This window comes from Nitrospinaceae bacterium (assembly GCA_018669005.1).
Classification (GTDB): domain Bacteria; phylum UBA8248; class UBA8248; order UBA8248; family UBA8248; genus UBA8248.
Window position 1 is genome coordinate 36,213 of the sequence record JABJAL010000086.1, and the last position, 26,131, is coordinate 62,343.

Genomic DNA, 26,131 nt, shown 5'->3' on the forward strand with positions numbered 1-26,131 from the left:
CATCGATTCTGGTAAATTTATCGTTTCCTCAAAAATAGAAGAGCGATAATACCCAGAAGATTTCCTATTGAAACAATTGCAACATTAAAGTACTTGAAAAATCCCCGAATTTGGTAGAGTTCCCAAATTATGAACATCAAGCGATTAGAAACTTCATAAATACCTGTTAGCCAACTCCGATAATTGTTTACCGCCAACTAACATCGGTCTTTAACATTTGTTTTGTTGGAATAGTAAATCTCAAGGGTATCTTTCCCCACAAATCCGTTCACCGGCACGAATTCCACTTCACCCATTCAGAAACCACCAATGGCTTAACTACCTCTATTGCCAGTAATCAACAGGAAGAATTAACTACTTAAACTACAAACGGCAAACGGCATGGATTGCAGAATTTGTAAATGCACATGGGGTTTTCGGGGCGCACAGGAAATCTCTTGTACTTTCCTGTGTCGAGAAACAAATCCAGGAGGTCATCGCCAAAAGAAACTCTCCAGGGAGGGAGACTATCTCTAAAAAAACGACAATTGTTATTTACTCCCTTGAGCATTTCTCAACTATATCCACGAGGACCTTCTGTAATTAAAAATGACCTTGGATCCATCGGGCTCTATCTCAATAGGCATTTCCTTGTAATCTTTCATTGCAACTTTCAAATTTTCATGAGCTAACGAAGGGCAATACACCATCATAAAACCCCCGCCTCCCGCACCACAAATTTTCGCTCCAGTCGCCCCAGCACTCATCGCAATTTTATGCATTTTTTCAATTTGATTATTGGTAATATTTTCTGCTAATTCTTTTTTAAGTTTCCAATTTAAATCAAGGACTCTACCAATAGAATCGTAATTCCTCCTGGTCAGATCCTCATATGCCTTACATCCCAGTTGTTTTATTTTTTCGAGTACCTGACTATTTTGTTCCACTCGACCATTTTGCTCACCTAGAATACTACTCGCCTGCCGTGTTTGCCCCGTGAAATATAAGTATATATTATTCGTAAAATTGCGCATTTCAGACGACGATAATTTCACACAGTTCACATCTACAGTGTCATCACGATTAAATACAAACGAGTTCATTCCGCCAAAAGAAGCAATATATTGATCTTGCTTCCCTATGGGTTTTTTGCACCGTACAATTTCTACTTCACAGGCTTCTTCCGCAAGGCGTTCTGGCCCCACTTGCTCCCCCATAAAAATATAAAATGCATTAAGCAAACCAACCGTTATACTACTCGAAGAACCCAATCCAGAACCTTCCGATGGGATGTCTGAAATCATAGACACTTCAACTCCCTCGGTAATTCCCGTAATGCGCATTGCCTCCCGGACGAGTTCATGACTGATTTCATCTACACTATCAACGATTTCTTTCTTTGAATAATTAACATATATCTTTTTGTCATATCTGCCAGTAATGAATACAAAAACATATTTATCAATCGCAGCACTTACTACAAAACCTTGATTTCGTCGGTAATACTCAGGAAAATCAGTTCCACCGCCAGAAAAACTAATCCTCAACGGGGTCTGAGTAATGATCATCGATTACCCCTCTTCCTTTACGCCCTATCCATACCCATCATATCATTTATTGATTGGTATTTTTCTTATCAATAAGCACCCTTGTAGTTAAGACCACCAATGAGTCAACTCAATAACATCACACAACATATTTCGCTAAACCAACCATTAAATATTCCAGCATTGGCTTTAGCAGTGTCATCAACAAGAAAATTCCAAAAAAACTATTTTACGCAATCATGGTTGCAAGGGTGTGCTTTCTATCTATTTACTACCGTTGGACTATCCCTACACTTCCATCTCCAAAAGCGCAGCCTTTGCATCGGCATTGAACATCCTCACCGTCTCCCGGGTAAATTTATGGTCTGTCATTTTTTCTAGAATCGGGGGGGGGACTGTAATGATATGTGCGCCGGCGACCGCGGCATTCTGGACATCAATCGTCCCTCTGATGCTTCCTATGAGAATTTTTCCGTATCCCCATTTTTCCACCCACTTGGCCGCCATGGTGATAAGGGCATCGGAATCGTGCCCTTCGTCGGCAACCCGGCCCGCGAAGATACTTAAATAGGTCGCACCGGCCTTTGCGGCGAGCAGGACCTGATTGAACGAAAGGATGGCGGTTGTGTTTATTTTCACGCCTTCATCCGAAAGCGTTTTGATAACCTCCAGGCAAGATACGCCGTCTTCGTTGATGATAGGAATTTTAACGACGATACTGCTCCCCCACTTCGCATACTCGCGGCCCTGCTCGATCATTTCCGCCGGATCGTTTGTGGTCACTTCGACGCTAAGCGGTCGGTCTCCGAGCAAATTCATAATGTCCCGAGCACCTTTTTCCAAATCCTTGACACCGTCTTTCAGCATAATGGAAGGGTTGGTCGTAACTCCGTCCAGAATACCTTGACGAACCCAGTGTCCAATCTGAGCAGCATTGGCAGAATCCAAAAAAATTTCCACATTATCCCTCATCCGGTTCAATGAATTTCAACGAATCGGGCAAATTATCAGCGACAAAATCAGGACGAACCCGGTGCTTGTCCATCTCCCGGCATATTTCGCACTTCAAATTCCCCAACCAAACGGTACGGCAACCAACCGATTGTCCCGCTAAAACATCAGTCAATCCATCTCCTATCATAAAGGAGGATTTTAAATCAATTTCAAGCTCTTCCGCAGCCCGTAGCAAAAGACCGGGCTTGGGTTTTCGGCATTCACATAGCTCACGGTATTCGGGCAATAAAGCGTCAGGATGATGCAGGCAATAGTAGATGCCATCGAGCTCCGCTCCGGAGTGGTACAACAATCTTTTCATTTTTTCCGTTATTTCATTAAGCAAATCGGGCACCATCTTGCCCTTGGCGACTCCGGGTTGATTCGAGATAACCACCACGGCAAAACCCATCTCCCGAAACCGGCAGATCGTATCGGTAACTCCGGGTAAAATATTGAATTGATCCGGGTTGGCGGGTGAGTCCACCGTTCCGTGATCCGGATTCAGGCACATGGGATTTATCACGCCATCCCGATCCAGAAATATCGCACGCTTCATCGGCCGGTCATCAACGAATTGACTCCCATTTCGCCGTAACCTCCTGGAGGTCAGGGTGCGAAACCAGAAGATGCCACACAACCGCCTGAAAGGATTCCGTATGAGGTGTGACCATGGCGGGATTCACAGTCGGGACGATGACACAGGCATCCGCAACTTGGGCCGTGAATCCACCATCTCTCCCGACAACACCCCCGATCGCGGCACCGATTTCTTTGGCATATTTGAGCGCAAGTACAATATTCGGGCTGACATTATTTTCCAAATCGCCGCCGCCTACCGAAAACACCATGATCATATCTTTTCGTGAAAAGCGACTGCCCTTAAGCCAGTTTACAAATACGGTTTCCCAACCCTCATCGTTCACGCGGGCGGTCAACTCGCTCACGTTGTCCGTCGGAGCGTAGGCCTCGATATTGGCAAGTTTTCTAAAATCATTCGTCGCGTGTGAGGCATGAGCTGCGCCTCCTCCTGCACCAAGCAAAAAAAGCCGACCTTCTCTTTCCCGAGTTTCAACAAGCATCGACACAAGCTTATCGATAGCCGCCAAGTCGAGTTTTTTAATTATTTGTTCCGCTTCGGACAAAAAAATTTCCGTAAAAGTCATGAGTCCCCAAATCCCTTAAAAATTGACCATCACCTTGGTACCTTCGTCGTCGAAATCGAAAGCCATCTCCTGAAGCCCTTCAGCAACCAAAGAATCTCGCACCTTGTTTTTCACCGGCGGAGGACAGTATACCATCAAAAACCCACCTCCCCCGGCTCCGATCACTTTTCCACCAAGCGCACCGTTTTCTCTTGAAATTTCATACCAGCGGTCAATGGAGGGATTGCTGATCTTTCCAGAACGGCGTTTTTTATTTTCCCAATGTTCATGCAGTAAGTTTCCGAACAGGTCCACATCTCCCCCCCTCAGCGCTTCCTTGATTCGATATCCAAGCTCTTTTGTAAAATCCAGGCTGTCAACAACCACCTTGTTTCCATCCTCTGTATCCTGCTTCTGCTCCGCGAGGACGCCCCGGCTGCTTCGGTTAATTCCCGTGTAAAAAAGAAGCAGATTGCTTCTCAGGGATTCAACTGTGGAAATAGAAATATCCAGAGCGCTGACATCCACCCCCCCGCTTTTATCAATTTCCAGGCAAGTAAAACCGCCAAACGCCGCTATATAGTGATCGTGCTTCCCCACGGGATGACCAGCCAGATTCATCTCGATATCACACGCTTTTTCGGCAAGTTCCTGGGTAGGCATCCTGTCCTTTTTCAACTCGGACAATGCCATCAAGAGAGCAACCAGGTATCTTCCCGAAGAACCCATCCCGGTCCCATCGGGAACATCAGCCATGGACACGATCTCCAGGTTATTGTCGAGACCAAAATGCTGAAGGGTGGGACGAACCAGATCGTGTTGAATCTCGGCCGCCGAATTGACCTGCTCGTACTTGGAATACTTCAGCCGCAACAAATTATCGGCGGCAGGGCGATTCACATACAGGTAAACGTATTTATTGATGGCGGCGCTTAAAATAAATCCGCCGCTTTTCTCGTAATAAGACGGCAAATCCGTGCCGCCACCACCTAGAGGAATTCTAAGCGGCGCTCGAACCAATATCACCGTATCCCCACAATCTCTTGAAAAGTGTCAGCCATGGGTTCGATCAAGATTTTATTCCGAACCCGGCTTGAGAAGACCCGTACACCGCATCCGTCAATTGAATAACGGCTAAGCCATCTTCAACTCCGGCCGCCATCGAACTTCTTCCCGATGAAACGGCCTCCAGAAAATCATCCCACTGCTCTTTCCATGATGTATCCTTTCCTTCAAATTCCCATTTTTCTATTTTCGGCGGCCCGCCCTCTTTATTCCGTTCGTGAAAAGTTAATTTTTCAGTACCGTAGCTTCCACCAAGGCCATCCACTTCGACCGAACCGCTGTCGCCAAATATTTCAAGACAAAACAAATTTTTCCATTGAGTCCAACTGGCATGGAGTGTAGCCACTTTCCCGCTGGAGGTTCGGAACAGGGCGAACGCATTATCCTCAACCTGACTTTTCCAGACCCAATTTTCCGTCATGCCGACCGCCTCGGTGAAATCACCGAGAAACCAACGGAACAAATCTATCGCGTGAACGCCCTGATCTAGGAGTTCACCGCCACCCGAAAATTCTGGATCCATGCGCCATTCTTTCTCATAACCCCGTCTGCCGCCATGACCGTAACGGCAACGCATATACATCAACTCGCCCAGACTTCCTTCACGGTAAAGGGAATACGCCATTTTTACAGCCGGATGATACCGATGATTGTAACCGACTTCCAGATAACATCCACTCTCTTTAACCGCTGCAGATAGCTCCTTCGCCTCGTGACTATTCACACACATGGGCTTTTCGCAAAGGACATGTTTCCCCGCATTCAGCGCGGCAAGCGATATCGGAGCTAAAAAATTATTCGAAGTCGAAACGATAACGATATCGACATCATCCCGCTCGACCATGTCCTCCCATTCAGCTACCGCCTCGGCTCCAGTTTCCGCCGCAAGCTCATCCATGCGAGAAGGCAATCGATCAGACACAGCGGCAACCCGGCAATTTTCCGAATTCGCCGCCACCAACGCCCTTCGGGATCCGATGACGCCGCACCCGGCTACCCCTACTCCGAACTTAGTTTTACTCACTTCCAGTCCATGCCGCGCTCGGCGGGAACGATCCGGCGAAGGGTGTAGACATCCGATTTTTTGAAGTCCTCAAGATGCTTTTCGAATCCCGCCCATCCATCCCATATCGCGCTGATGAACTTGCCTGTAATCGCATCCCCTCTCGGCGATGCCAAATACGCGGCAAGAGCGGCTGGAACACTGGGGTCCACCCCCCCTTCTTCCATTTCTTTTCTGGTCTTCTGAAGAAATTCGGCACCCGCGTTATCCCCGGCATCCATCGTCTGTTGATGAAGACGTGTGACAACGAAACCGGGGGCAATCGAATTGACCTGGATGTTATGATCACTCAACTCGATCGACAGGTTTTCGGTAACGCGGACCAGCGCCGCCTTGGATGACGCATACGCACTGTATCTGGGAAACGGGCCGGCGGCTCCACCTCCCGCAATGTTGATAATTTTTCCGCCACCCGCCTTGATCATCAAAGGAACAACAGCCTGGCAGACCTTCATGGTCCCGAAAAGATTGATCCGCATGGCCTCTTCCCATAAATCGAGATCCACTTCCCAGGAAGGACCGATGGGGCCGTATATTCCCGCATTATTCACCAGAATATCGATATTCCCAAATCGGCGAGTCGCGGCCTCAACCATATTAGCGACTTGCTCTTTATCTGTAATATCCGCCCGCACAGAGAGAACGTCGGGATTGATTTTTTCGAATTCCGCCACCGCCTTCTTTATTTCCTGTTCATTGCGGGCACAAAAAGCGACTTTTGCGCCTTCGTCCAGAAATTTCGTAACGGTAGCTTTCCCGATTCCCAAACTGCCCCCAGTGATCAGGGCGACGCGATCTTTCAGGTTCATCGGCCGATACCCCTATAGCGAAATCCCAAGCACTCCAATTCCGCTTTATCCAAGAAATTGCTCCCATCTAAAACGACAGGGGTCTTCATGCTGTTTCGAATCCGGGAAAAATCAAGCTCTTTAAATTCGGGCCATTCCGTCAGAACCAAAAGACCGGAAGTTCCACGCGCCGCCTCATATGCACTATTCATTCTTTCCAAATCCGGTGGATTTTCCGCCTCGCTCAAATCCGCCCTCGGATCGTATGCCCGAATACGGCAGCCTTGCGCCACCAGAGACTCGATTACCTCTATCGCCATCGATCTTCTGATTGTGCTCGTTCCCGCCTTGTATGTCAGACCGAGCACGGCAAGCTCCAGCCCCTCAAGGGAGTCGAATATTTCCCCTAGTTTTTTCCGGAAAATCTCCGGCCTCTTGCGGTTCACCTCAAGCACGCTGGAGAGGAGGGGTGTTTCCTCCCCTTTCATCCGACCAATTTTCATTAAAGCCTGAACATCACGTGCCAGCGTACCGCCGGAAAAACCCATCCCCGGAGCAAGAAACGCGCGCGGGCCAATACGCCCGTCCGCCTTCAGAGCAGCGGCGACTTCCCCTGTATCGGCACCAACTTTCTCACAAAGCTCCGACACCTCATTGATAAAGGAAACTGAGGTGGCCAAAAAAGAATTCAATACATGCTTCGTCATCTCTGCGCTCGCCAGAGACATCGTCAGTACGGGTGCGCCAAAATCCTGAAACAATTCGACCGCCCGCTCTTTGGCATTGTCATCATCCGCACCCACGACCACCCGATCCGGATGTAAGTAGCAGCGGATCGCATCGCTGAGCCTCAAATTTTCCGGTGAATAGACAAGCCCGATACCTTGATTCCCGCTGATACGCTGGACCTCTTCCAGCCATCCGGCGCAGGTTCCGACGGGAACCTGGCTCGACACAACAATCAATGAATCGTTTTTCAAAAACGGAGCGATGTCCCGAACCGCGCTCACCAATGGCTCCAGGTCCGCCGTGTCCTCGGACGACACAGGGGTATCGAAAGCCACAATCACGATATCGGATTTCTTAATCGATTCCTTGAAATCCGTGGAAAATGACAAACTCCCGGATTTTATGTGTTTTGAAAGAAGATCGTTCAACCCAGGCTCGAATATAGGAGCCTCTCCCCCGGCCAGGTTGCCGACCACCTCGAGCGACCGATCCAGGCCAACAACCTGGTGCCCCGCCTCGGCCCAACAAGCCGAGAGAACGCTCCCCAGGTGCCATAGCCCGACCACACAGATGGACTCAGAAGAACTCACCTAGAATTTTCCTTTCAAGTGTTCATATCTCTCAGGGGTATCGATCCCCAAAACTTCACCCGGCATGACCTTCCCAAAAATCGGATGGCCTCCGGATAAAAGAGCGGGGAAAATATCGTAGCCAAAATCCGGTGCTCCGTGAGCCGGAATATGAGAAAAAATATCCGGTGAGAGAACATAAAGCCCACCATTGACCAGATTTCCGGCCCCCGAGCCTTCGGGTGGCTTTTCGACAAACCCTGTCACCCGGTCATCGTCATCCAACTGGGCAATTCCAGCACCGCTGGTGTCTTCTCTTTCAAACAATGCGATAGATGCTACTCCATCCCGTTCGGCATGAAATTCCCATAAAGAATACAGATCGCATTCCAGGTAGTTGTCACCGTACATTACCCAGAATGGCTCACCTTCTAGATATTTCTGGAAATTCTTCACCGCCCCAGCGGTGCCCAGAAGCTCAGGTTCATAGGAATAGGTGATCTGAAACCCCCAGGAGGACCCATCCCCGCAATAATTCCGCAAGACATCAGGACTATGATGCAGATTCATGAAAATTTCACTCACACCCACTTTGGCCAACTGCTCCAGGAGGTAGGAAACGATGGGTTCCCCCCCGACTGGCAACATCGGCTTGGGTGTAGTTTCGGTCAATCGGTTTAGCCGTGTCCCTTTACCTGCCGCCAGTACGACTGCTTTCAATAATATTTTCCTCCTCGACAAAGGCGATGAACCGCCTGAGTCCTTCCCGAAGATCGACTCGAGGCTCCCAGCCGAACGATTTCGATCGGCTAATATCGGCTAGCGTTACCTCCGCCTCTCCGGGTAGTTCATCCTTGAATATTGCCGGCATATCCACACCCACCATTTCTTTGACAATTTCCAAAATTTCCTTCACCGAATAATTAACTCCGGAACCGACATTGCAGACAAGGCCATCCGTCCTTTCATCAAACGCAGCCATGATATTGAAATCTGTTACATCGTCTACATATATAAAATCTCTTCGCTTTTCCCCGTCACCGTAAATGATCGGACGCTCTCCCTTTAAAAGCTTCAAAACAAAAGCGCTCATGAGAGGAGGCATACTCCGGCGCCAATCCTGCAGAGGTCCATATACATTGAAGTAACGAACAATCGTAATTCGCTGATCGAAAAATCTTTCATAGTTCCTGCATATTGCCGCACCCGAATTTTTACTTGTCGCATAAACACTAAAAGGAGAGATTTCATCTTCTGTAGATGGGAACTCCAAAATCCCCTCATATTCAGCGGATGTATCTGAGTATACAATTTTTTTCACGCCTGCTCGACGAGCTGCCTCCAATACATTCACGGTTCCAACGACATTGATCTCAGCCGTTTCAACCGGATCTTCAAGACAATCAGGAAGGCAGTTTTTCGCAGCCAGATGAAAGACGTAATCCACATCCTTAAAATACGGATAAATCTCCTTGGTTCGTATATCTGCTTCGTAAAATTCAATACAGTCATCAATATTGGTGCGAGCCCCACTTGAAAAATTATCGATACCAATTATTTCGTGCTCTTCTTTCTTGAGACGGGTGGCCAAATTACTGCCAATAAAACCTGCAACTCCCGTTATTAGAATCTTCACAGGTTTCCCCCTTAAAGTTTTAATTCTTAGGCATCCGAGCATTCAGAGAACCCATCACCATTCAAGCCCAACATACTTATTATTAAAATAATTCTTTCCGAAAAAAGAAGACCTCACCATACACACTATTTGGTCTGAAAAACACTTCTACAAAAGATCCCTGATGGCAGGATCAATATATTTTTTCTTATCTTGCAAAAGAATTTCTCTTGCCTTGTACTTAAAGTCTGGATGAATCATAAGCGCATCTCTAAAAACCCGAAGTCCGTATTCCCTATCTGCTGGCGGGAGATTCTTCCAATATGAAAGATAAAACATCGACACTTTGAATTTCAGACCCGGATTAACACGGTCAAGATAAAGAGCAAGACGAAAAGATGAGTTATAATTTAAAAGTATCTCGTCCGATATCCTCGCCTGGCATTTATTTTCATATTGCGCCATTAAACCTTTCGTTAATCCTATATAGTAGTGGTATTCTGGATTTAATGGGTTTATTAGGCTTGCTGACTTAAATTTCTCCAGTCCCTTTTGACCATGCCAAATTAATTCACATCGAGAAGTCCGATGCCCTATTTGCAAAAATACAAGAAAGCTCTTTCCACGGCTAAACAATTTCTTTTCCTCTGAAGAATTGACACTCAAAATAACGAATAGCAATATCCCACAAACAATTATTACCGAACTGACAAGCCATTTCCTACTCCATCTCGAAAATCGAAACGAAACCATTTTAAATTTACAAGTAGAGCGATCACGCTTCCCATGGAGTCCAACTGTAATTGCAAGAAGGGCCATTATAAAAATAAAAAGAACCGCATTCGCTGGCATATGAAGTGAAAAATCAACCAAACTGTGTAGGCTAATATAAATAACCGAACCTATTCCTCCTGCTATCCATCCCTTCGTTTCAAGATCCTTTGCATTGATAAATCCTTTCAAAATAAATTTCATGAACAAAATTATTGCGAAAAATACTGCAACACTACCCACAATCCCAGATTCGATTAATAACTGAAAGTAATCGTTTTCCAAATGAGTAAAAATTATCTTTGGACTGATCGTTTGATAACTAGTGAATATGGAAGAAAATGCACCTAGGCCAACTCCCAAAAGAGGATAATCTTGAAAAATTTCTATCGCATTTGCCCAAAGATCAAAACGTCCTTCCGTCAAAAGAATTTTCTCAATATCCAGAACCTCTAAGCGTCCCATTACATCCTTTAAATCTAAATACATAGCAATCAATGGAATCGACAAAATTGAAATTCCACATACGACCCATATTTTCTTTCTAATTTTTTTATAATTCAAATAGGCATATAAACTCAAAAATATCAGCACCACACCAGCACTAAAAATTCCACCTCTAGACAAAGACATGAACAATGCCAAAATCATCACCATAGAAACGAATAACATGACGACTTGTCTGCTCAAATAATCATTGCTTTGCTTTAAATTTATAAAAGTCTGATTCTCAAATTTGCTGTATTTTTTTTTAAATTCTATCTTTTTGGTCGCTAACATTCCCAACGCTAGAGGTATGATCATTCCTATATAACTTGCAAAATGATTTTTGTTGATAAAAGTTCCAAAGGGAAATCGTCTGGGTCTCAGCGGAATAAACCAAAAAGCCATACCATTCCATGAAATTTTTTGAATGATTGCGAACAGGGAATATCCGAATCCCAAAAAAGCCAGGACCCGCAAGAAAAACAATACATCTCCTCTTGTCTTGAAGTTATTTACGGTCACGATAAATATAAGCATATATGATAATAATTTCAGCAATTCCACCGATGTAGCGTAGCGATTTACGCTCAATTGCATAACAACATTTTTTCTGGGTTGTTTTTTTAAGCTAATTTCAGAATTTATTTTTTCGGAATGCGTTATATGGTAGAGGTTTTGTCTAGCAGGTGAAATCCAAGAAATGAAGGTTTCAGAAATCGGAATCAACTGAAAGATGACGACTAAAATGAAACATCCAACCGGAATCAAAAAGGTCGACCACAAAATTTCTAAATTTCCACACCAGACACATTTAATAATCCAAGTAGCTGCCAAAAATAAAGATACGACCTGAATTGTTATATAAGCACCTGGTAGAACTGAACCGAAAGGAAGAGGAGATACCCCTAAAAGGAATACTAATCCCCACTTCAAAACAAAGTGACATCCCTTCTCTATACCCTTAACCTCTTTCATGTTTACGTAACACCTGTCATACGTCTGCTAAACTTTAGTTATCATCACTCAATAACACCTCACCAAGAATTTTGTACTTTTCATATTCAAAAATTTCATACGCCATCACACATAACTCCCATACTTCTTACCGTAGCCATAATAATAATAGCCTTCAGTTTTTTTCATCCGATTCAATATCAATCCCAAAATATTCACATCCAGTTCCTTGATCTTTGAAATCGCCTGTCTAAGCATTTGGGAATTTATCTGGTTGACATCAAGCACCATCAAAATACCATCCACACATTGAGACCAAATCAAGGGATCACTCACGGCTAGCAATGGGGGAGTATCAATTATTATATAATCATAATTCTCCCGATAAGAATCAATCAAAGGTTTCAATTCCAAAGGTGTGAGTAGACTTGCGAATTGATCCCCTTGGGAATTAATGCCGGAAACAAGCACATCCATATTTCCGCTCTCATAGTTGATTATAACCTCCGAACTATCTTTATGATCAAAAAGGATGTCTTGAATCCCCTCAGAACCTTTCACATTCAACCATCCCCTGAGTCCCTCCCTATAAAAATCACCATCAATCAGTAAAACTTTTTTATTTGTTTCACTAAGAATTACACCCAAAACTGCAGAAATCAGACTTTTTCCTTCCGCAGGTATACAACTTGTTACTTGAAACACTTTATTAGAATTACCGGCCCGGAATGCCAACAATGTTCTAATTTGGCGAAATTGCTCCAAGGTACTAGCTTCCATATTCTTTAAAAAAATTCGCTCAGCTCTATTTGACATTTTGCCAAAGTCAGAAATCACCCCAATTGTCGGTGCCCCTACAATTTCCTCAGCTTCATCTGGACTCTTGATTCGCATATCGAAATAATCTATCAAAAATGCTACTGCAAACCCAAAAAACAAACTAATCGCTCCCGCAAGAAAAATATTTCTAGTTTTTTTGGGCCGTACCGGGTGGGCGGGAATCTCTGCCACATCAATTATCCTGATGTTACTAGTATCCAGACCTTCCATAAGATTTGTTTCTTTTTTTCTACTTGCGATATTTTCAAATATCTTTCTATTCGTGTCTGAAGTTCTTTTCAAAACATTATATTGGACTGTCAACCTACCCAGTCGAAGAGCTTCTTTTTTTTGAATTTCAAGAGCCTTATCGAATGACGCCAGGCGTTCTGATGCCACCTTGTAGCGTGCCATAACACTTCGAACAACCCTTTTAATTTCTTTATTCATTCGGGTCTGAGTTTGTCCAATTTGTGATTTGAGACGTTTAACTATTGGATGACCATTCTTGTATCTTTTAAGCAACACAGATTGCTTATTCAGCATGGAAATCATCTCACGTCTCATACTCTGAATAAGATCATTATCAATGACTTCAGGCAACGATGAAAGGATTTCAATATTTTTTTCGGAACGCAATTTCCCTGTCAATAACCCTAGAGAAATCTTTTCCGTCCTCGCATTCATCACAACTTTGTTTAAATTCTTCAATTTTTGCGTAATAATATTTTCCCGGTCTTCCAAAGATACAATGTTATGAGTTTCCTTGTAATCTTGAAGTTTCCGCTCAGATTCCAATAACAAATTACGAGATTTATTCCATTCAACATTCAGCCATTCGGTCGCTTCTCGGGTGGCTTTATATTTCAGATCAAGAGTCATCTTCAAATACACTTCCCCAATCTTATTTGCCATTTGTGCCGCGATTACTGGATCATGTGATTCATAAACTATGTCCACAAGCCGAGTCCTGCTTACGGGTAAAATTTGGAGGCGACTGGCAAGAGCATTCATAGCTCTTCTTCTAGGGGTAAGGGATTGCATATTCGGTTGTTTTTTCCTGCCACCGACATTCGGATTTCCCAATTTAATCTGTAAAAATGCGATTGCTTCGCCTACAAGGCTCCTCATACTAAATGTTTGTACTTGTTTTCTGGAAATTCCATACCCTTCCCTGGAATCCAAATGAAGCGCATCTACAACACGGCCAGCCAGAGCCCGACTAGAAAGAATTTTATACTGTGTCGATAAATACTCCGGTGAATGGCCCACACTTTGTCCCAACACTTCCTCAAATTTAATTACATTGGGGTTTTCCGGCTCGATCAACACTCTGGTAGCCGCCGAAAAGATAGGTACAGCCTTGAAATTTAATACTAGGGAGACAGTGAGGGTTGCCAAAAAGATCAATGCAATCAACCATTTATGTTTGAATAAAATGGACAAATAATCTTTAAGATGAGGTATTGCAGGAATTGTTAAATTTTCATTCATACTAACTGTTTATTAGCCTCCATAGGTTCGGTTAACCAAAATTTATTTAATTGTGGACAGCATTTGGTCTTATGTTATCAGCGAAACTACCTATTTTCAATTCGCTAATTTCATTCCAGAACCCATTCCCATCCCATATCATGGAGTTAGAGTCAAATTTGGTGGATTTGACGTTCTCCCGAAAAGCTACTTCAGCGGCAAAATGAGTATTCTGACAAATTCACCCGCTAGGGGGATTTTGCCGTGCGCAATTCGAAGTTTACAGAGAACTAAATAGCCTTTGCCCTCAAACAGGCTGAGACCTGAGTTTCGATATCCGAAGTGACCCGCTAGATGGGAGTCACCGAGGAGACATTCTACCGCTGGGAGAAGAAGCACGGAGGTCCTGCCACCAGCGAACTCAGGCATCTGAGACAGCTTGAGGAGGAGAACTGCAAACTCAAAAGCAGATGGTGGCCAACCATAGACTCGAGAAAGCACACGCTCCGTGAAGTCATTCAAAAATGGATTAAACTATAGATTATACCTCAGAAGAATCTTTCCTCGCACTCAACTCCCCCACCGTGAGAGGCCCTACCAAAAGAAGGATGAATATTCCTGAACTTGAAACATGATAAAAATTGTCTCATAATTTTGGTTAGAATAAGGAAAATATCTTGGTACCTAAAGTTATTTACGTAAAAACTCAGGGTTCGGAGAGGGCTATTGGATTGTCAATGAAAATTTGGTGTGTTTTCAAAGATTTAGTTTGCATGATTAAAATTTGCGGATTGAGAATATTTTTTGTTTATTTGGGCAAACTATTTCTAAACTACAGAATAATAATAAAGAATAAAAATTTAGTCTCCGCGGATCTTGCCATGGCCGGATTGGATATAATTTCTCGCGTTTCAAATAGAAGTATAAAATTGGATGGAAGGTATTTTGGGGGTGTCCGGGAGATTTACTTAAGAGGAGTTTATTTCCTTCCGGCTGGATTTGAAATAAATCATAATGATACGGCAGTCGATTTAGGTGCCAATGTAGGCGTTTTTTCAATGATTGCAGCAACTTTGGGAAAAAAAGTAATCGCGGTCGAAGCTCAATCGGGGGTTTTAGATGAGATACGACTAAACGCAAAAAAAAATGACCTGATGGATAAAATTTCAATTGAATTTGGAATGATAGGCTCCGAATCGGGCCTATTTAGTGATTACAATGGACTAGAATCAGCATCACACTATGGAAAAAAACCTCCCATATTATCGATGAATAAAATTTTGTCTCGCCATAATTTAAAGGTGATAGATTTTTTAAAAATAGATATCGAGGGATCTGAGTTTGATTTGTTAAATCGGGATACCGCCTGGCTGTCGACCGTAAAGAAAATTGCGATGGAAGTTCATCCTGAATTTGGAAAAGTAGAAAACCTCAAAACAAAACTGGAAAGTGAAGGTTTCTTCGTAAGTATTTTCTCCCTTGAATGCAAGAGGGTTGATGAAACAAATAGGGGTTTTGATGGAAATTGTTTCGTTTTTGCGAAGCGCAAATGAATTCACAATGAAAACATATTAGATCAAACCCCGAAGGGACCAACAATAATTTTCATATTGCTCACACCCCGGCATCACCCCAGCCACCTGGGGAGGGGATCATGCTAAGAGTTATATCGAGTGTTTCCGGCATCCAAATTCGAATTTCTTCTACAAACAAAACCGATCCATGGTAATATCATTTTAGTTAGGGTTCTGATTGGGAAATGACAATTTGCGGTTTGGTGCTTTTATGATGATTGATGCTTCTCCAAGATTACCGGGAACCAATAAATTTTTCTAACCTGATTTTCTGTTGAGTATCGCAGACTGTTGCGCCATAAATACTGAAGGCGTCTCTTCACCCACAAGGCTTTACAATTCTCATGAATAATTCTCCCAAACTAACCTTAAGAGAAGTAGAATTCGAAGATTATTCGGAATTTGAGGAATTAAAAAAAAGAGTCGGCCTGTCCAGTGATTCCCGAGAGTACTGGGATCACCTATGGAGCAACCCCACGTTTAAAGAAGAGGGGATCGATCTTCCTCACGGATGGTTCCTTCTAGACGGGGAAAAAACTGTGGGGCACATCGGAAATATGCCCCATGTATTCTATCTCGACGAAGAAAGACATGTAGCAACGACATCAACTGCAATGGGAGTTGACTCAAAATACCGCGCCTACAGCATTCTTTTGGCAGACACATTTTTCAAACAAAAAAACGTTGACCTTTTCATAACAACAGGCATCGAATCTGTATGTAAACTTTTCGAGTTCCTTAAAGGAAAAAAAATACCACAACACGATTACAACCAAGTATTATATTGGATACTTAATCCAACCCAATTTATCGAAGCTGGCCTTAAAAGAAAAGGGCAATCCTCTTACCCTATACTGTTGGGCGGAAAAATCTTAGGCTTGCCCGTATTCTTTTTCGAGCAACTCTATCGAAAATTTTCAATCGACAATCAAGATAAGTTTCACATGACAGAAATTGACCCACTGGAAATAAGTTACGAATTTGAAATACTCTGGGAACGAAAAAAAATAGAACGGAATCGTATTCAGTTTAGCAGAAATTCCGCTCTTCTTCGATGGCATTACAACCCACCCGCAAAAACCTTTAAAACTAAAATCATTTGCTGCCATGACAACAGCAGATTAATTGGATATGCAGTGCTACGTAGCGAATTCGAGCCATCAATCGGCTTACTCCGTTCGAAAATCGTGGACTTAATAGCTGAAAAGGATGACCCCAAAATTATCGACCATCTTTTTCGAGGCTGTTATAAGTACGCGCGCGAAAGCGGATGCGGAGTAATCGAAGTAATCGGATTCCCACGAGTCATCAGGGATTGCCTCGACAAATACAAGCCTTACAAAAGATACTTGCCCAGCTTTCCGTATATTTGCCGCATTGCAAATAAACAACTGACAGATATACTAAAGGATGAGAAAAGATGGTATTCGAGCCTTTATGAAACTGATGGGGCTTGGTAAACTCCGAGCGTTCTTCAAGTGCGGATGCGTTGGAGAGAGTCTCCACAATTACGATTTTTACTAAAAGACCACAAAGATGAAAAATCCTCAAACCACACCTACATTTAAATTTCACCACTTAGGAATTGCATGTAAAAGTTTCGTGCAATGCAAAGAAATAGTAAATACTTTTTTCGAAATCAAAAGTGAAGGTGATGTCATTTTTGATTCAAACCAAGATGCTATCCTGTGTTTGCTGACGAACGAAGAAGACCTAAAAATTGAATTGATATCTGGAAATATTGTACAGAAATTCGTTAATAACAATCAGAATTTTTATCATACCTGTTTCCGGGTGGAAAACATAAATAACGCTATCGTTTTCCTGAAAAGAGAAAGGAAATCTATTGTCATCTCCGAACCTAAGCCGTCAATGTTATTTAACAACTGCGTTGTCGCGTTCTTGTACACCCCCATCGGAATTGTTGAGCTGATTCAAAAAAATGACGCACAATAACTATAGCCACCATTTCATTCTACCCAATACAAACAGCCTGATTGAGCGAACACACGAGATCGAGTCATAAAAAATGACTTGTTTATTATGCCTCCCAAAATCGGCATAAGACTGATATAGTGGCAATTGAGCACTTTTATCTTTTTGATAAATATCAATTCATAAGCTAATTTTGCTTTCCATTTGGAGGGACTCAAACTGTCAACCAGTGAATTAGTGAAACAAATATTCCAAAGTGCGCTTAACTTGGATGATGATTTTGAATTGGACGATTCTATGCGCTTTGAAGGAGTTCCCGGTTGGGACTCCCTGGGACATTTGCGCATTGTGATGGAAATCGAATCTGCTATAAATTCCTCCTTAGAGATGGAGGAAATTATTTCCCTGGATACCGTTCAGAAAATTCGCGACCTCGTTGAATCCAGGACTCCCTAAAATGCCTTCGGAAGCGAATTCTCTGGTTTCCCACTTCTTCGCCTACGCTAGGAATCACCCCGATCATTCGGCCTTTATCAGCGGCGAGATATCTTTTACTTATGGCGCTGCGGCCGAGCGAACGGCGGCCATCACACAGGGGCTGTCGAAGCGAGGGATATCGCCCGGCGACAGAGTCGCCCTTTCGGCCGAAAATCAAATCGATTTGGCTCTTAGCTACTTTGCCATCCACGCCATTGGCGCAGTCGCCGTGATGATCGATGCGAAAACGCCGGACAATGAAAAACTGATGCTCGTAGCAGACTGTCAGGCCCGGCTTCTCGTCGCAGCCAAAAACGACGGCGAGTTCGATACCCCAATTGCAACCTTCGATGAATTAACTTCTGAAGCTGCCAGGGACTTGCCTGAAATTCGGGCCACCCCTGACTCTCTCTCCGATCTTCTCTACACAACTGGTACAACGGGACGCCCCAAAGGGGTTTTGCTCTCGCATGCAAACATTTTAAGTGGCGCGCGCCATATCAACGCCGTTATACAACCCGGACCCGATGATACTGAACTCGTTCCCATCCCCCTGAGCCATTCATTCGGTCTGGGGAGACTACGGTGCATGGCCCTGACGGGTAACACGCTTATCATCGAGCCAAATCTGAATAATGCCGCCGCTATATTAATGCGTCTTCTCGCCCTTCGGGCGACCGGTCTCGCTCTCGTCCCCGCCGGATTCGAAATCATGCGGCGACTGACCCGGGATCGAATTGGAGAGGCTGCTAAAACTTTACGGTACATCGAAATTGGAAGCGCGCCAATTCATCCGGATACCAAGCAGTGGTTGATGGACCTGTTGCCCGACACACACATTTACCACCACTATGGCATGACAGAAGCCACCCGCTCAGTATTTACCGAATACCATCGGGACAAGGACAAGCCCGGCTCGGTTGGCCTTCCGAGCCCCGGCATCAAGGTGAAAATACTGGATGACGACGGGCGTTCTGCCCCCTTGGGCACGCCGGGCGAAATTGTCGTCTCTGGAGGAATGGTCATGCAGGGATACTGGGATCAGCCTGAGCTGACAAAAAATTCCATGGGAAGTGAGGGATTTCACTCCGGGGATATCGGATATTTGGATTCTGACGGCTACCTGTACCTGGCCGGTCGAAAAAGCGACATTATCAATATCGGTGGATATAAAGTTGATCCAGACGGTGTCGAATCACATTTGAATCAATGTCCTGGAATCACCGAATCCATGTGTGTAGGTGTTCCGGATCCGGATGGGATTACGGGTGAAGCCGTTCTGGCCTATATCGTTAGCGAGAAGGAAATATCGTCCAAAATGATCATCAATAGCCTGCGCGGAAAATTGGAAGAATATAAAATACCCAAATCATTTCAGAGCATCGACAAAATCCCCAAGTCCTCAAGCGGGAAAATCAAGAGACAAGTCCTTTCAGGCGGCACAAAAATATGATGGATCGAAAAAAAATGGTTCTAAGCATGTTGAAGCGGGAAATCGCTCCCGGCGAAGTGTGCTACTCCAGAAAATCATTGAGTCGCTTGTCCGCTCTTCCCGAGGAAAAAGTTCTGGTGATCGCCGGGAAATCCGCCGAGACAAACGGAACGCTCGAAAAAGCGGTCGGCCATTTAGACAAAGCCGGCGCAGTGGCAACCGTGGAAATCTATCCCGGTGGGGAACCGACCCTGGACGAGGTTGGACAGCTTGCAGCGCGAGCCGCCGAGGAGAAAGCCGACTGGATCGTCGCCTTAGGAGGCGGCTCGATTATCGACAGCGCTAAATTTACATGGGCCGCCTACGAGCACCCGGAATTGAATTTCGCAGAACCTACCGAAATTCCTCCCCTCGGCGAAAAGGCGCAACTGATAGCCATCCCAACAACTTCCGGCTCGGGCGCCGAAGGATCGATCACTGCTGTCATATCAGCGGCAAGTTCCGGGCAAAAAATGCCTCACGTATCCCCCGAATGGATTCCCCGCATCGTTATACTGGACCCGGAAACAACGACGGGCCAGCCGCCCTCCCTCACGGCTCAATCTGCTTTTGACGCTCTGGCTCACGCCTTTGAAGCCTATGTATCGAGGATGAGCAGCCCGATGGTTAAAACCCACGCGGCAACAGCCATTCGGCTAATTTTCAACGCCCTGCCCATATCCTTTTCGAACCCGGAAGACATTCTCGCTCGGGAAGCGCTTCAATTAGCGGCGTATCATGCCGGAATTGCGCAAAACACCGCCTCAACGGGAATTGTCCATGGCCTATCGCATGGCGCGGGCGAAGCGCTCAAACTCCCCCATGCTCTAGCGACTGCGTTTTTTCTCATGCCCGGTCTCCGCTATAACGAGGCCCATGAAAAAACTGCCGCCGAATACGACCAACTCGCGGTCGATACCGGAACCGGAAACCGCTCCACTTTATTCACAAAAGTAGAGCGGCTATACTTAGATACGGGTTTACCGGCTTCACTGGCCGAAATGACGGGAGAATCCCCTACGGTGGATCAAATCGAAGCCCTTACCAGTTCTACTGCGGCGGATAGATGCTTGAGGACAAATCCGATTCCCGTCAAGGTGGAGAATCTCACCGAGATTCTGGAAACTCTCTGATGACATCCGCAACGGATAATCTATTGTCCCGTCCGCCGTTCAGCCTTAATGGGACCGAAAAACAAAAATACCTTTCCGGTGCTGTGACAGAATCGATTGCCCATCATTACGAAAACTGCCCTCCCTACCGGAAGTGGATGAACAAGCAGGGCTTCGCCCCCTCGACAGCCTTCGATGATTTATCCGAGATTCCCTATCTGCCGGCCGCGCTCTTCAAACATATGGATCTTGTTGTTGGCGAACAGGACGATATCGTGAAGATACTGGCCTCAAGCGGCGTTTCATCTCAAATTCCAAGCCGCGTACCCATAGACAATGTAACCCGCACACGTCAAATGAAAGCGCTTACCTCCGTCATGAGCGATTTCTTTGGCGGCAAGAGAAGACCATTCTTGCTGGCCGATGTGGAACCATCCAGAGCCGAAGGAAACGATGTCAACCTTTCCGCCAGAATCGCGGGAATGCGGGGCTACCTCATGGCCGCGAGTCAGCAAGTTTACATTCTCGACGATGTCGAAAATCAGCCCCGGCTCAATGAAAGCCTGTTGCAAAAAACAGTTGAAGATTTTAAAATTTCCGGAACCCCATTTTCCGTTCTGGGATATACATATATGGTTTACAAATATGTTATCCAGCCATTATACGAACAGGGAATTTGTTTGGATTTTCCCGAAGAGACATTTTTGTTGCACTTCGGGGGCTGGAAAATGCTTCAAGATCAGGCCGTCACCAGGGAAATTTTAAATGAACAAGCGTCCGCCGTATTCGGAATTCCAGCCGGGAATGTCCGTGATATTTATGGTTTTACCGAACAACTCGGGGTCATTTATCCGGACAATGGAAACGGAGTAAAACGCACCCCCTGCTTCTCAGAAGTTATCGTTCGCGATCCGCTTACACTGGAACCTGTCCCCGACGGAGAATATGGACTTCTTGAATTCATCACCCCCCTCCCGAACAGTTATCCGGGGGCGGCGCTGTTGCTCGACGACATTGGCCGTATCGTAACTCGGGAGCCAGGGCCCGACGGGAAACACGGAACATCCTTTGAGATTATCGGACGGGCTCCAGAATCAGAGGTTCGGGGCTGCGGCGATACGCTGCCCGATCACATCTACGAAATATCCTCAGACACAAACTAATTTTCGAGAAAATTACATCGTGAAAATCCATAACCTCTTCGAAGATGGGAAGAGTTTCATCCCGGTTACGGGAGATCCCCTCCAGGCACCGGCAACCGAAACGCTTCAGCCTACTGCCGAAAATATCCGGAGGGGCCAGCAGGAGCTAAAAAAACTCTCTATCGACGCGATCATCGGTATTATGGATGCTTTCGCCAGGGATTTAATGCGTGTGGATCATCCCCTGGCAAACGTAACCCGGGAAATGGGCACCGGCTATATTCCACTATGGATGCGCCGGGCCAACCTGGAGAAATTATGTGACCTTTCCGTCAACGGAAACCGCAAAAGCCTCGACCAATTTGAAATTCTGGGCAACATCGAATCCCGGAAATTTCGAGCCCAGCCCCGGGGCACCGTTGTCCACTGGATAGCGGGAAATGTTCCAGTACTGGGAATGCTATCCCTTTTGCAGGGTTTGTTGACCAAAAATGCCAATATCATCAAAGCGCCAAGTGAAAACGCCGGATTGTTACCGGCCATGCTGGAGTCATTGTCCCGGTTCGAGTGGAAAACTTCCGCTGGCGTTGGCGTGTCGGGAAAAATACTGACCGACGCTGTGGCCGTTATCTATGTGGACCGCGAAGACATCGAAGCAGAGCGGGCCCTCTCAGCCATCGCGGATGTGCGCATAGCGTGGGGCAACCGGACCGCCGTAGAAGCCATCATGAATCTACCTCGCCGATTCGGCACCGAAGATATTATTTTTGGACCGAAGATATCTTTTGCCGTCGTTGGTACCGAACATCTATCGAGCGAAGACGATGCCTCCAAAGTTGCCCACAACCTTGCGCGCGATGTTATCGCTTTCGACCAGCAAGGATGCAATTCGCCGCACAACGTTTTTGTGGAACGAGGCAGTTCGGTAACACCCGTAGGCTTTGCGAGAATTTTTGGAGATGCGTTGGGAGCAGCGGCTAACAGGCGTCCCCTGCGGGAGGTCACTCCTGCGGACACTATCCGAATCCTTTCGGTACGCGCTGAATATGATATCCGTGGAGAAGCCTATTACGGAAAAGATATCGGATGGACTGTAGCCTACAATGAGGATGAATCAAATCTCGCCGACCCGTGCTATCTTCGTACAGTTTTCGTCCGGCCGGTGGACGATATTTTCGACATACCTCCATTGTGCTCGGTCAACACCCAAACTGCCGGCCTGAGCGTGGGGGAACGGGGCATGAAGCTTGCCGAAGCCCTGACCGCACAAGGGGTAGAGCGATGCCCCGCTATCGGGAACATGAGCCTTTACGATGCGCCCTGGGACGGCATGTTTCCAATAGAACGCCTGGTACGGTGGACTTCCCTGGGCTAACCAGCAGAACAATCCTGTCCGAGGAACAAACTGACCGCATCTTTATCGATACATTGAGAGAAGAATGAAAATATTAATGGTGGGCCCTCTTAACGTATATCCCTGGAGTACGACAGATACCCGCTACAGGGCTTTTAACGCTCAGGGCCACGATGTGCATACACTCAATTCCTCGGAATCAACCCGCCTTGCCTCTCGTTTTATGTCGAGGGTCCAATCAAATTTTTTAATCGGGCCCGGATTAAGGAAATTCAATGCCGAGTTAATCCGCCGGACCGAGGAGACAAATCCGGATCTCATCTGGATTGAACAAGGCTTTTACGTATACCCTGAAGCTTTAGAAAAAGTTCGAAAGTCTACTAAATCGCTCATCGCTCACTACACAACGGATGATTTCCAAAGTAGCATCCGGAGAAACCAGACTCGCCATTATCGCAACTCGATCGATATGTACGATGTCCACATCACGACCAACGCCCTGAATATCCCGCCCCTGTACGAAATGGGTGCCAAGAAGGTCATCCGGGATGAATTCGGCTATGACCCCGAACTCCACAGCCCGCCGCAAATCTCCCGAGATGCCCCCAGCCGATTCAAGACCGATATCGTTTTTATCGGCCACTGGGAGGCCTCCACTGAAAAATCAATCCTCCGCCTGAAGCACGAAGGATTCGAGGTAAAGGTTTGGGGCGGCTCATGGGAGAGGGCAAAAGACAAATCCCTCACTTCGGATAAATCACAATTCCATTCGATATACAAGGAAGACTATATAAACGAATTGGCGAGCGCGAAAATATGCCTGGCCATCAATTCCAAATTCAATCGAAATCAATCATCCGGACGAACCTTCGAAATTCCGGCAGTTGGAAGATTCATGCTCGCAGAGCGGACGGAAGAAACACTCGGGTATTTCGAAGAAGGAAACGAGGCGGAATATTTTTTCTCCGACGATGAACTGGTGGAAAAATGTCGGTACTATCTATTAAACGAGATGGAAAGAGAGACGATTGCAACGTCGGGCCACGAGAGGTGCATGAACTCCTCCTACTCTTATCCGGATCGGGTTCGCAATGTTCTCCATGAACTTGGCAAGCTCATGTCAAAAACCGATACTTTGCCAACAGGGTCCCGGGCGAAAGCCTGAGCATACAAAGAATCTTTCGACCGAACACCGAAAAAGGGTAGAAGTTGAATACCTCCCCCCAAAAACCTATTCGCCTTGCTGTTCTTCACACGCATCCCATTCAATATCATGGACCCGTTTACAAGCAGATCGCCAAGCATGAAAAAATACAATTCAAAGCCTTTTTCTGTTGCTCAAAAGGGATAGACGAATATGTCGATCCCGGTTTCGGAACTACGGTCAAATGGGACATTCCCTTGCTGGAGGGCTACGAACATCAATTTCTAAAATACCCCGCGCTCGATATCATGAAGGAATTATATAAATACCGGCCCGATATATTGTGGATCAACAATTACAACTCTCTGCCCAGCTGGACGGCATACTTTGCTGCCCTCGCCCTTCGCATCCCGGTATTACTCAGGGGCGATTCCTACCTTCTCGATAACGCCGGGAAATCATGGGCCAGAAAATTGTTCAAAAATACAATTTTGCGGGGCTTTTTAAAAGGAATTTCAGGGATTCTGTACGTTGGTGCCTGCAATCGGGATTTTTTTAAAACATACGGGGCAGAGGATGACAAGTTATTTTTTGCCCCCCACTGCGTGAACAATGAATATTTCAGGAAGGAAAATGAACTCCGACTCCCCGAGCGAGCAGATATTCGCTCCAGGTTTGGTATTTCCGACAATCGGCCCATCATTCTATTTTGCGGGAAACTGGTTCCGAAAAAACAACCGCTCCTCCTTCTGGAAGCATACCGAAAAGTTCGAAGCTCCACTTCCTGCGCCCTACTTTTCGCTGGTGACGGACCTCTTCGAGGCGACATTCAAAAGGAGGTGGAAAAATCCGCCATCACCGATGTCCATATCACCGGATTCCTCAACCAGACCGAAATCCCCAATGTATACATCGCAGCAGATGTCATGGTATTGACCTCAGCCTGGGACGAGGTGTGGGGCCTGGCCCTCAATGAAGGCATGAATTTCGAGCTTCCCATCATTGCGACCGACATGGTGGGTGGCGCATTCGATCTGGTCAAAAACGGTGAGAATGGTTATATTGTGCCCACTGGAAACGTGGATATTTTAGCCTCCAAAATTCTCGAGGTTTTCCAAAGCAAGGACAAACTGGACTCATTCGGAAGGCGGTCCGCCGAAATTATTGACAGCTACAGTTACACCGAAATGGTGAACAATTTAATTAAAACTTGTGAACTTCTCGTAAATCAAAAAACATAAAACCCGTCACGACAATAAAAAGTTTTGGGAATACTATTACCTTTTCATTACGAACCCAGAACAGAGCAAACAGCCCTGAGTGACCAATTTATTCCACCTTCTACAGTTGATCCTGTCTCTTAGCTGGATGGCGTAGCGAGAATTGCTGGGGTTTTCCACCGAATTTCCAGCCTAAATCATTCGAAACTAGACCTTGTTTTTGGCGGCATAGAATAGGGCGCTTTGGGGCCGATTTTAGAGCTGAAGGATTCTCTGGAGAAAGCTTTTTCCCCACTAAAAACCCCCGGATACGCCCACAACCCAGGACCTTTTGAGGTTCCCGGGCTGCGGAAAATACTTGGTGAGACTCTTTGGTGGTGTGAGGAATCCTTCGGAACCATTCTCTCCCGAATTCCCGGTTTATCAGGAAATATACAGGGATTTTTTCTAGTTTTGAGGGAATATTTTCCTCCAACTTGCCCGGATACGCTTACCAACAAGAGATTTCGAGGGATCCAACCTCGAATTTGGAACAGGGAATTTCAAATATTTAACAGAGAACTTTATAGAATTTTCAGGGAATTAGAATTTATTTTCCCCCATCTCATTACATGAAAAAATTGTCATACAATTACGCAATTGCAGATAAGGAATCATTGTCCTATATTTCGTCAATAGGCGAAGTAACGAACCAACCAGAGGAGAG

Annotated in this window: 21 protein-coding genes; 9 read left to right on the forward strand and 12 right to left on the reverse strand. The window is 45.6% G+C overall.

Annotated features, from left to right (window positions below):
* Window positions 1-557: 557 nt before the first annotated feature.
* The 12 genes from HOJ95_13735 to HOJ95_13790 all read right to left on the reverse strand — a co-directional run bounded on the left by HOJ95_13735 (window position 558) and on the right by HOJ95_13790 (window position 14,017).
* Window positions 558-1,547 carry a GHMP kinase gene (locus tag HOJ95_13735; GenBank protein ID MBT6395759.1) on the reverse strand — a complete coding sequence of 330 codons (990 nt, stop codon included), beginning with the start codon at window positions 1,545-1,547 and terminating at the stop codon, window positions 558-560.
* A gap of 267 nt (window positions 1,548-1,814) precedes the next feature.
* Window positions 1,815-2,486 carry a transaldolase gene (locus tag HOJ95_13740; protein ID MBT6395760.1) on the reverse strand — a complete coding sequence of 224 codons (672 nt, stop codon included), beginning with the start codon at window positions 2,484-2,486 and terminating at the stop codon, window positions 1,815-1,817.
* A 1-nt stretch (window position 2,487) separates the two neighbouring features.
* A complete protein-coding gene (locus HOJ95_13745; GenBank protein MBT6395761.1) occupies window positions 2,488-3,078 on the reverse strand; it encodes an HAD-IIIA family hydrolase in 591 nt (196 codons plus the stop codon).
* Window positions 3,079-3,088: 10 nt separating this feature from the next.
* Window positions 3,089-3,685 carry an SIS domain-containing protein gene (locus HOJ95_13750; protein MBT6395762.1) on the reverse strand — a complete coding sequence of 199 codons (597 nt, stop codon included), beginning with the start codon at window positions 3,683-3,685 and terminating at the stop codon, window positions 3,089-3,091.
* 15 nt (window positions 3,686-3,700) lie between these two features.
* Window positions 3,701-4,690 (reverse strand): galactokinase, encoded by a 990-nt coding sequence (locus tag HOJ95_13755; GenBank protein MBT6395763.1) that lies wholly within the window; start codon window positions 4,688-4,690, stop codon window positions 3,701-3,703.
* Window positions 4,691-4,733: 43 nt separating this feature from the next.
* Entirely contained in the window at window positions 4,734-5,753 is a 1,020-nt protein-coding gene (locus tag HOJ95_13760; protein ID MBT6395764.1) for a Gfo/Idh/MocA family oxidoreductase, read from the reverse strand.
* Window positions 5,750-6,601, reverse strand: coding sequence for an SDR family oxidoreductase (locus tag HOJ95_13765; GenBank protein MBT6395765.1), 852 nt, complete (start codon window positions 6,599-6,601; stop codon window positions 5,750-5,752). The genes HOJ95_13760 and HOJ95_13765 overlap by 4 nt, the downstream gene beginning before the upstream one ends.
* Window positions 6,598-7,899 (reverse strand): UDP-glucose/GDP-mannose dehydrogenase family protein, encoded by a 1,302-nt coding sequence (locus HOJ95_13770; protein MBT6395766.1) that lies wholly within the window; start codon window positions 7,897-7,899, stop codon window positions 6,598-6,600. The genes HOJ95_13765 and HOJ95_13770 overlap by 4 nt, the downstream gene beginning before the upstream one ends.
* Window positions 7,900-8,598, reverse strand: a complete 699-nt coding sequence (locus HOJ95_13775) for a nucleotidyltransferase family protein (protein MBT6395767.1) — start codon at window positions 8,596-8,598, stop codon at window positions 7,900-7,902.
* The gene (locus HOJ95_13780; GenBank protein ID MBT6395768.1) at window positions 8,570-9,514 is read right to left on the reverse strand and encodes an NAD-dependent epimerase/dehydratase family protein; all 945 of its coding nucleotides are present in this window, start codon (window positions 9,512-9,514) and stop codon (window positions 8,570-8,572) included. The genes HOJ95_13775 and HOJ95_13780 overlap by 29 nt, the downstream gene beginning before the upstream one ends.
* A 147-nt stretch (window positions 9,515-9,661) precedes the next feature.
* Complete coding sequence (locus tag HOJ95_13785) at window positions 9,662-11,725, reverse strand: O-antigen ligase family protein (protein ID MBT6395769.1); 2,064 nt, start codon at window positions 11,723-11,725, stop codon at window positions 9,662-9,664.
* 105 nt (window positions 11,726-11,830) lie between these two features.
* Window positions 11,831-14,017: a polysaccharide biosynthesis tyrosine autokinase gene (locus HOJ95_13790; GenBank protein ID MBT6395770.1), complete on the reverse strand. Its 2,187-nt coding sequence runs from the start codon at window positions 14,015-14,017 to the stop codon at window positions 11,831-11,833.
* Window positions 14,018-14,673: 656 nt separating this feature from the next.
* Here HOJ95_13790 and HOJ95_13795 point away from each other — a divergent pair.
* From HOJ95_13795 to HOJ95_13835, 9 genes are all read left to right on the forward strand, one after another.
* Window positions 14,674-15,549 carry an FkbM family methyltransferase gene (locus tag HOJ95_13795; protein ID MBT6395771.1) on the forward strand — a complete coding sequence of 292 codons (876 nt, stop codon included), beginning with the start codon at window positions 14,674-14,676 and terminating at the stop codon, window positions 15,547-15,549.
* Between the two features lie 365 nt (window positions 15,550-15,914).
* Window positions 15,915-17,030, forward strand: coding sequence for a hypothetical protein (locus HOJ95_13800; protein ID MBT6395772.1), 1,116 nt, complete (start codon window positions 15,915-15,917; stop codon window positions 17,028-17,030).
* A gap of 712 nt (window positions 17,031-17,742) precedes the next feature.
* A complete protein-coding gene (locus HOJ95_13805; GenBank protein MBT6395773.1) occupies window positions 17,743-17,961 on the forward strand; it encodes an acyl carrier protein in 219 nt (72 codons plus the stop codon).
* 1 nt (window position 17,962) lies between these two features.
* The gene (locus HOJ95_13810; GenBank protein ID MBT6395774.1) at window positions 17,963-19,435 is read left to right on the forward strand and encodes an acyl--CoA ligase; all 1,473 of its coding nucleotides are present in this window, start codon (window positions 17,963-17,965) and stop codon (window positions 19,433-19,435) included.
* Window positions 19,432-20,586: an iron-containing alcohol dehydrogenase gene (locus HOJ95_13815; GenBank protein ID MBT6395775.1), complete on the forward strand. Its 1,155-nt coding sequence runs from the start codon at window positions 19,432-19,434 to the stop codon at window positions 20,584-20,586. Before HOJ95_13810 ends, HOJ95_13815 begins: the two co-directional genes overlap by 4 nt.
* Complete coding sequence (locus HOJ95_13820; GenBank protein ID MBT6395776.1) at window positions 20,586-21,728, forward strand: hypothetical protein; 1,143 nt, start codon at window positions 20,586-20,588, stop codon at window positions 21,726-21,728. Before HOJ95_13815 ends, HOJ95_13820 begins: the two co-directional genes overlap by 1 nt.
* A gap of 19 nt (window positions 21,729-21,747) precedes the next feature.
* Window positions 21,748-23,082 (forward strand): hypothetical protein, encoded by a 1,335-nt coding sequence (locus HOJ95_13825; protein MBT6395777.1) that lies wholly within the window; start codon window positions 21,748-21,750, stop codon window positions 23,080-23,082.
* 64 nt (window positions 23,083-23,146) lie between these two features.
* Complete coding sequence (locus HOJ95_13830) at window positions 23,147-24,226, forward strand: glycosyltransferase (protein MBT6395778.1); 1,080 nt, start codon at window positions 23,147-23,149, stop codon at window positions 24,224-24,226.
* Between the two features lie 44 nt (window positions 24,227-24,270).
* Entirely contained in the window at window positions 24,271-25,446 is a 1,176-nt protein-coding gene (locus tag HOJ95_13835; GenBank protein ID MBT6395779.1) for a glycosyltransferase family 4 protein, read from the forward strand.
* Window positions 25,447-26,131 lie beyond the last annotated feature (685 nt).

What these genes read in the sequence shown, in the direction of transcription:
- HOJ95_13735 (MBT6395759.1), bottom strand. Translation starts at nt 1,547, where the DNA reads ATGATCATTACTCAGACCCCGTTGAGGATTAGTTTTTCTGGCGGTGGA.
- HOJ95_13745 (MBT6395761.1), bottom strand. Translation starts at nt 3,078, where the DNA reads ATGAAGCGTGCGATATTTCTGGATCGGGATGGCGTGATAAATCCCATG.
- HOJ95_13750 (MBT6395762.1), bottom strand. Translation starts at nt 3,685, where the DNA reads ATGACTTTTACGGAAATTTTTTTGTCCGAAGCGGAACAAATAATTAAA.
- HOJ95_13765 (MBT6395765.1), bottom strand. Translation starts at nt 6,601, where the DNA reads ATGAACCTGAAAGATCGCGTCGCCCTGATCACTGGGGGCAGTTTGGGA.
- HOJ95_13785 (MBT6395769.1), bottom strand. Translation starts at nt 11,725, where the DNA reads ATGAAAGAGGTTAAGGGTATAGAGAAGGGATGTCACTTTGTTTTGAAG.
- HOJ95_13790 (MBT6395770.1), bottom strand. Translation starts at nt 14,017, where the DNA reads ATGAATGAAAATTTAACAATTCCTGCAATACCTCATCTTAAAGATTAT.
- HOJ95_13800 (MBT6395772.1), top strand. Translation starts at nt 15,915, where the DNA reads ATGAATAATTCTCCCAAACTAACCTTAAGAGAAGTAGAATTCGAAGAT.
- HOJ95_13810 (MBT6395774.1), top strand. Translation starts at nt 17,963, where the DNA reads ATGCCTTCGGAAGCGAATTCTCTGGTTTCCCACTTCTTCGCCTACGCT.
- HOJ95_13815 (MBT6395775.1), top strand. Translation starts at nt 19,432, where the DNA reads ATGATGGATCGAAAAAAAATGGTTCTAAGCATGTTGAAGCGGGAAATC.
- HOJ95_13820 (MBT6395776.1), top strand. Translation starts at nt 20,586, where the DNA reads ATGACATCCGCAACGGATAATCTATTGTCCCGTCCGCCGTTCAGCCTT.
- HOJ95_13830 (MBT6395778.1), top strand. Translation starts at nt 23,147, where the DNA reads ATGAAAATATTAATGGTGGGCCCTCTTAACGTATATCCCTGGAGTACG.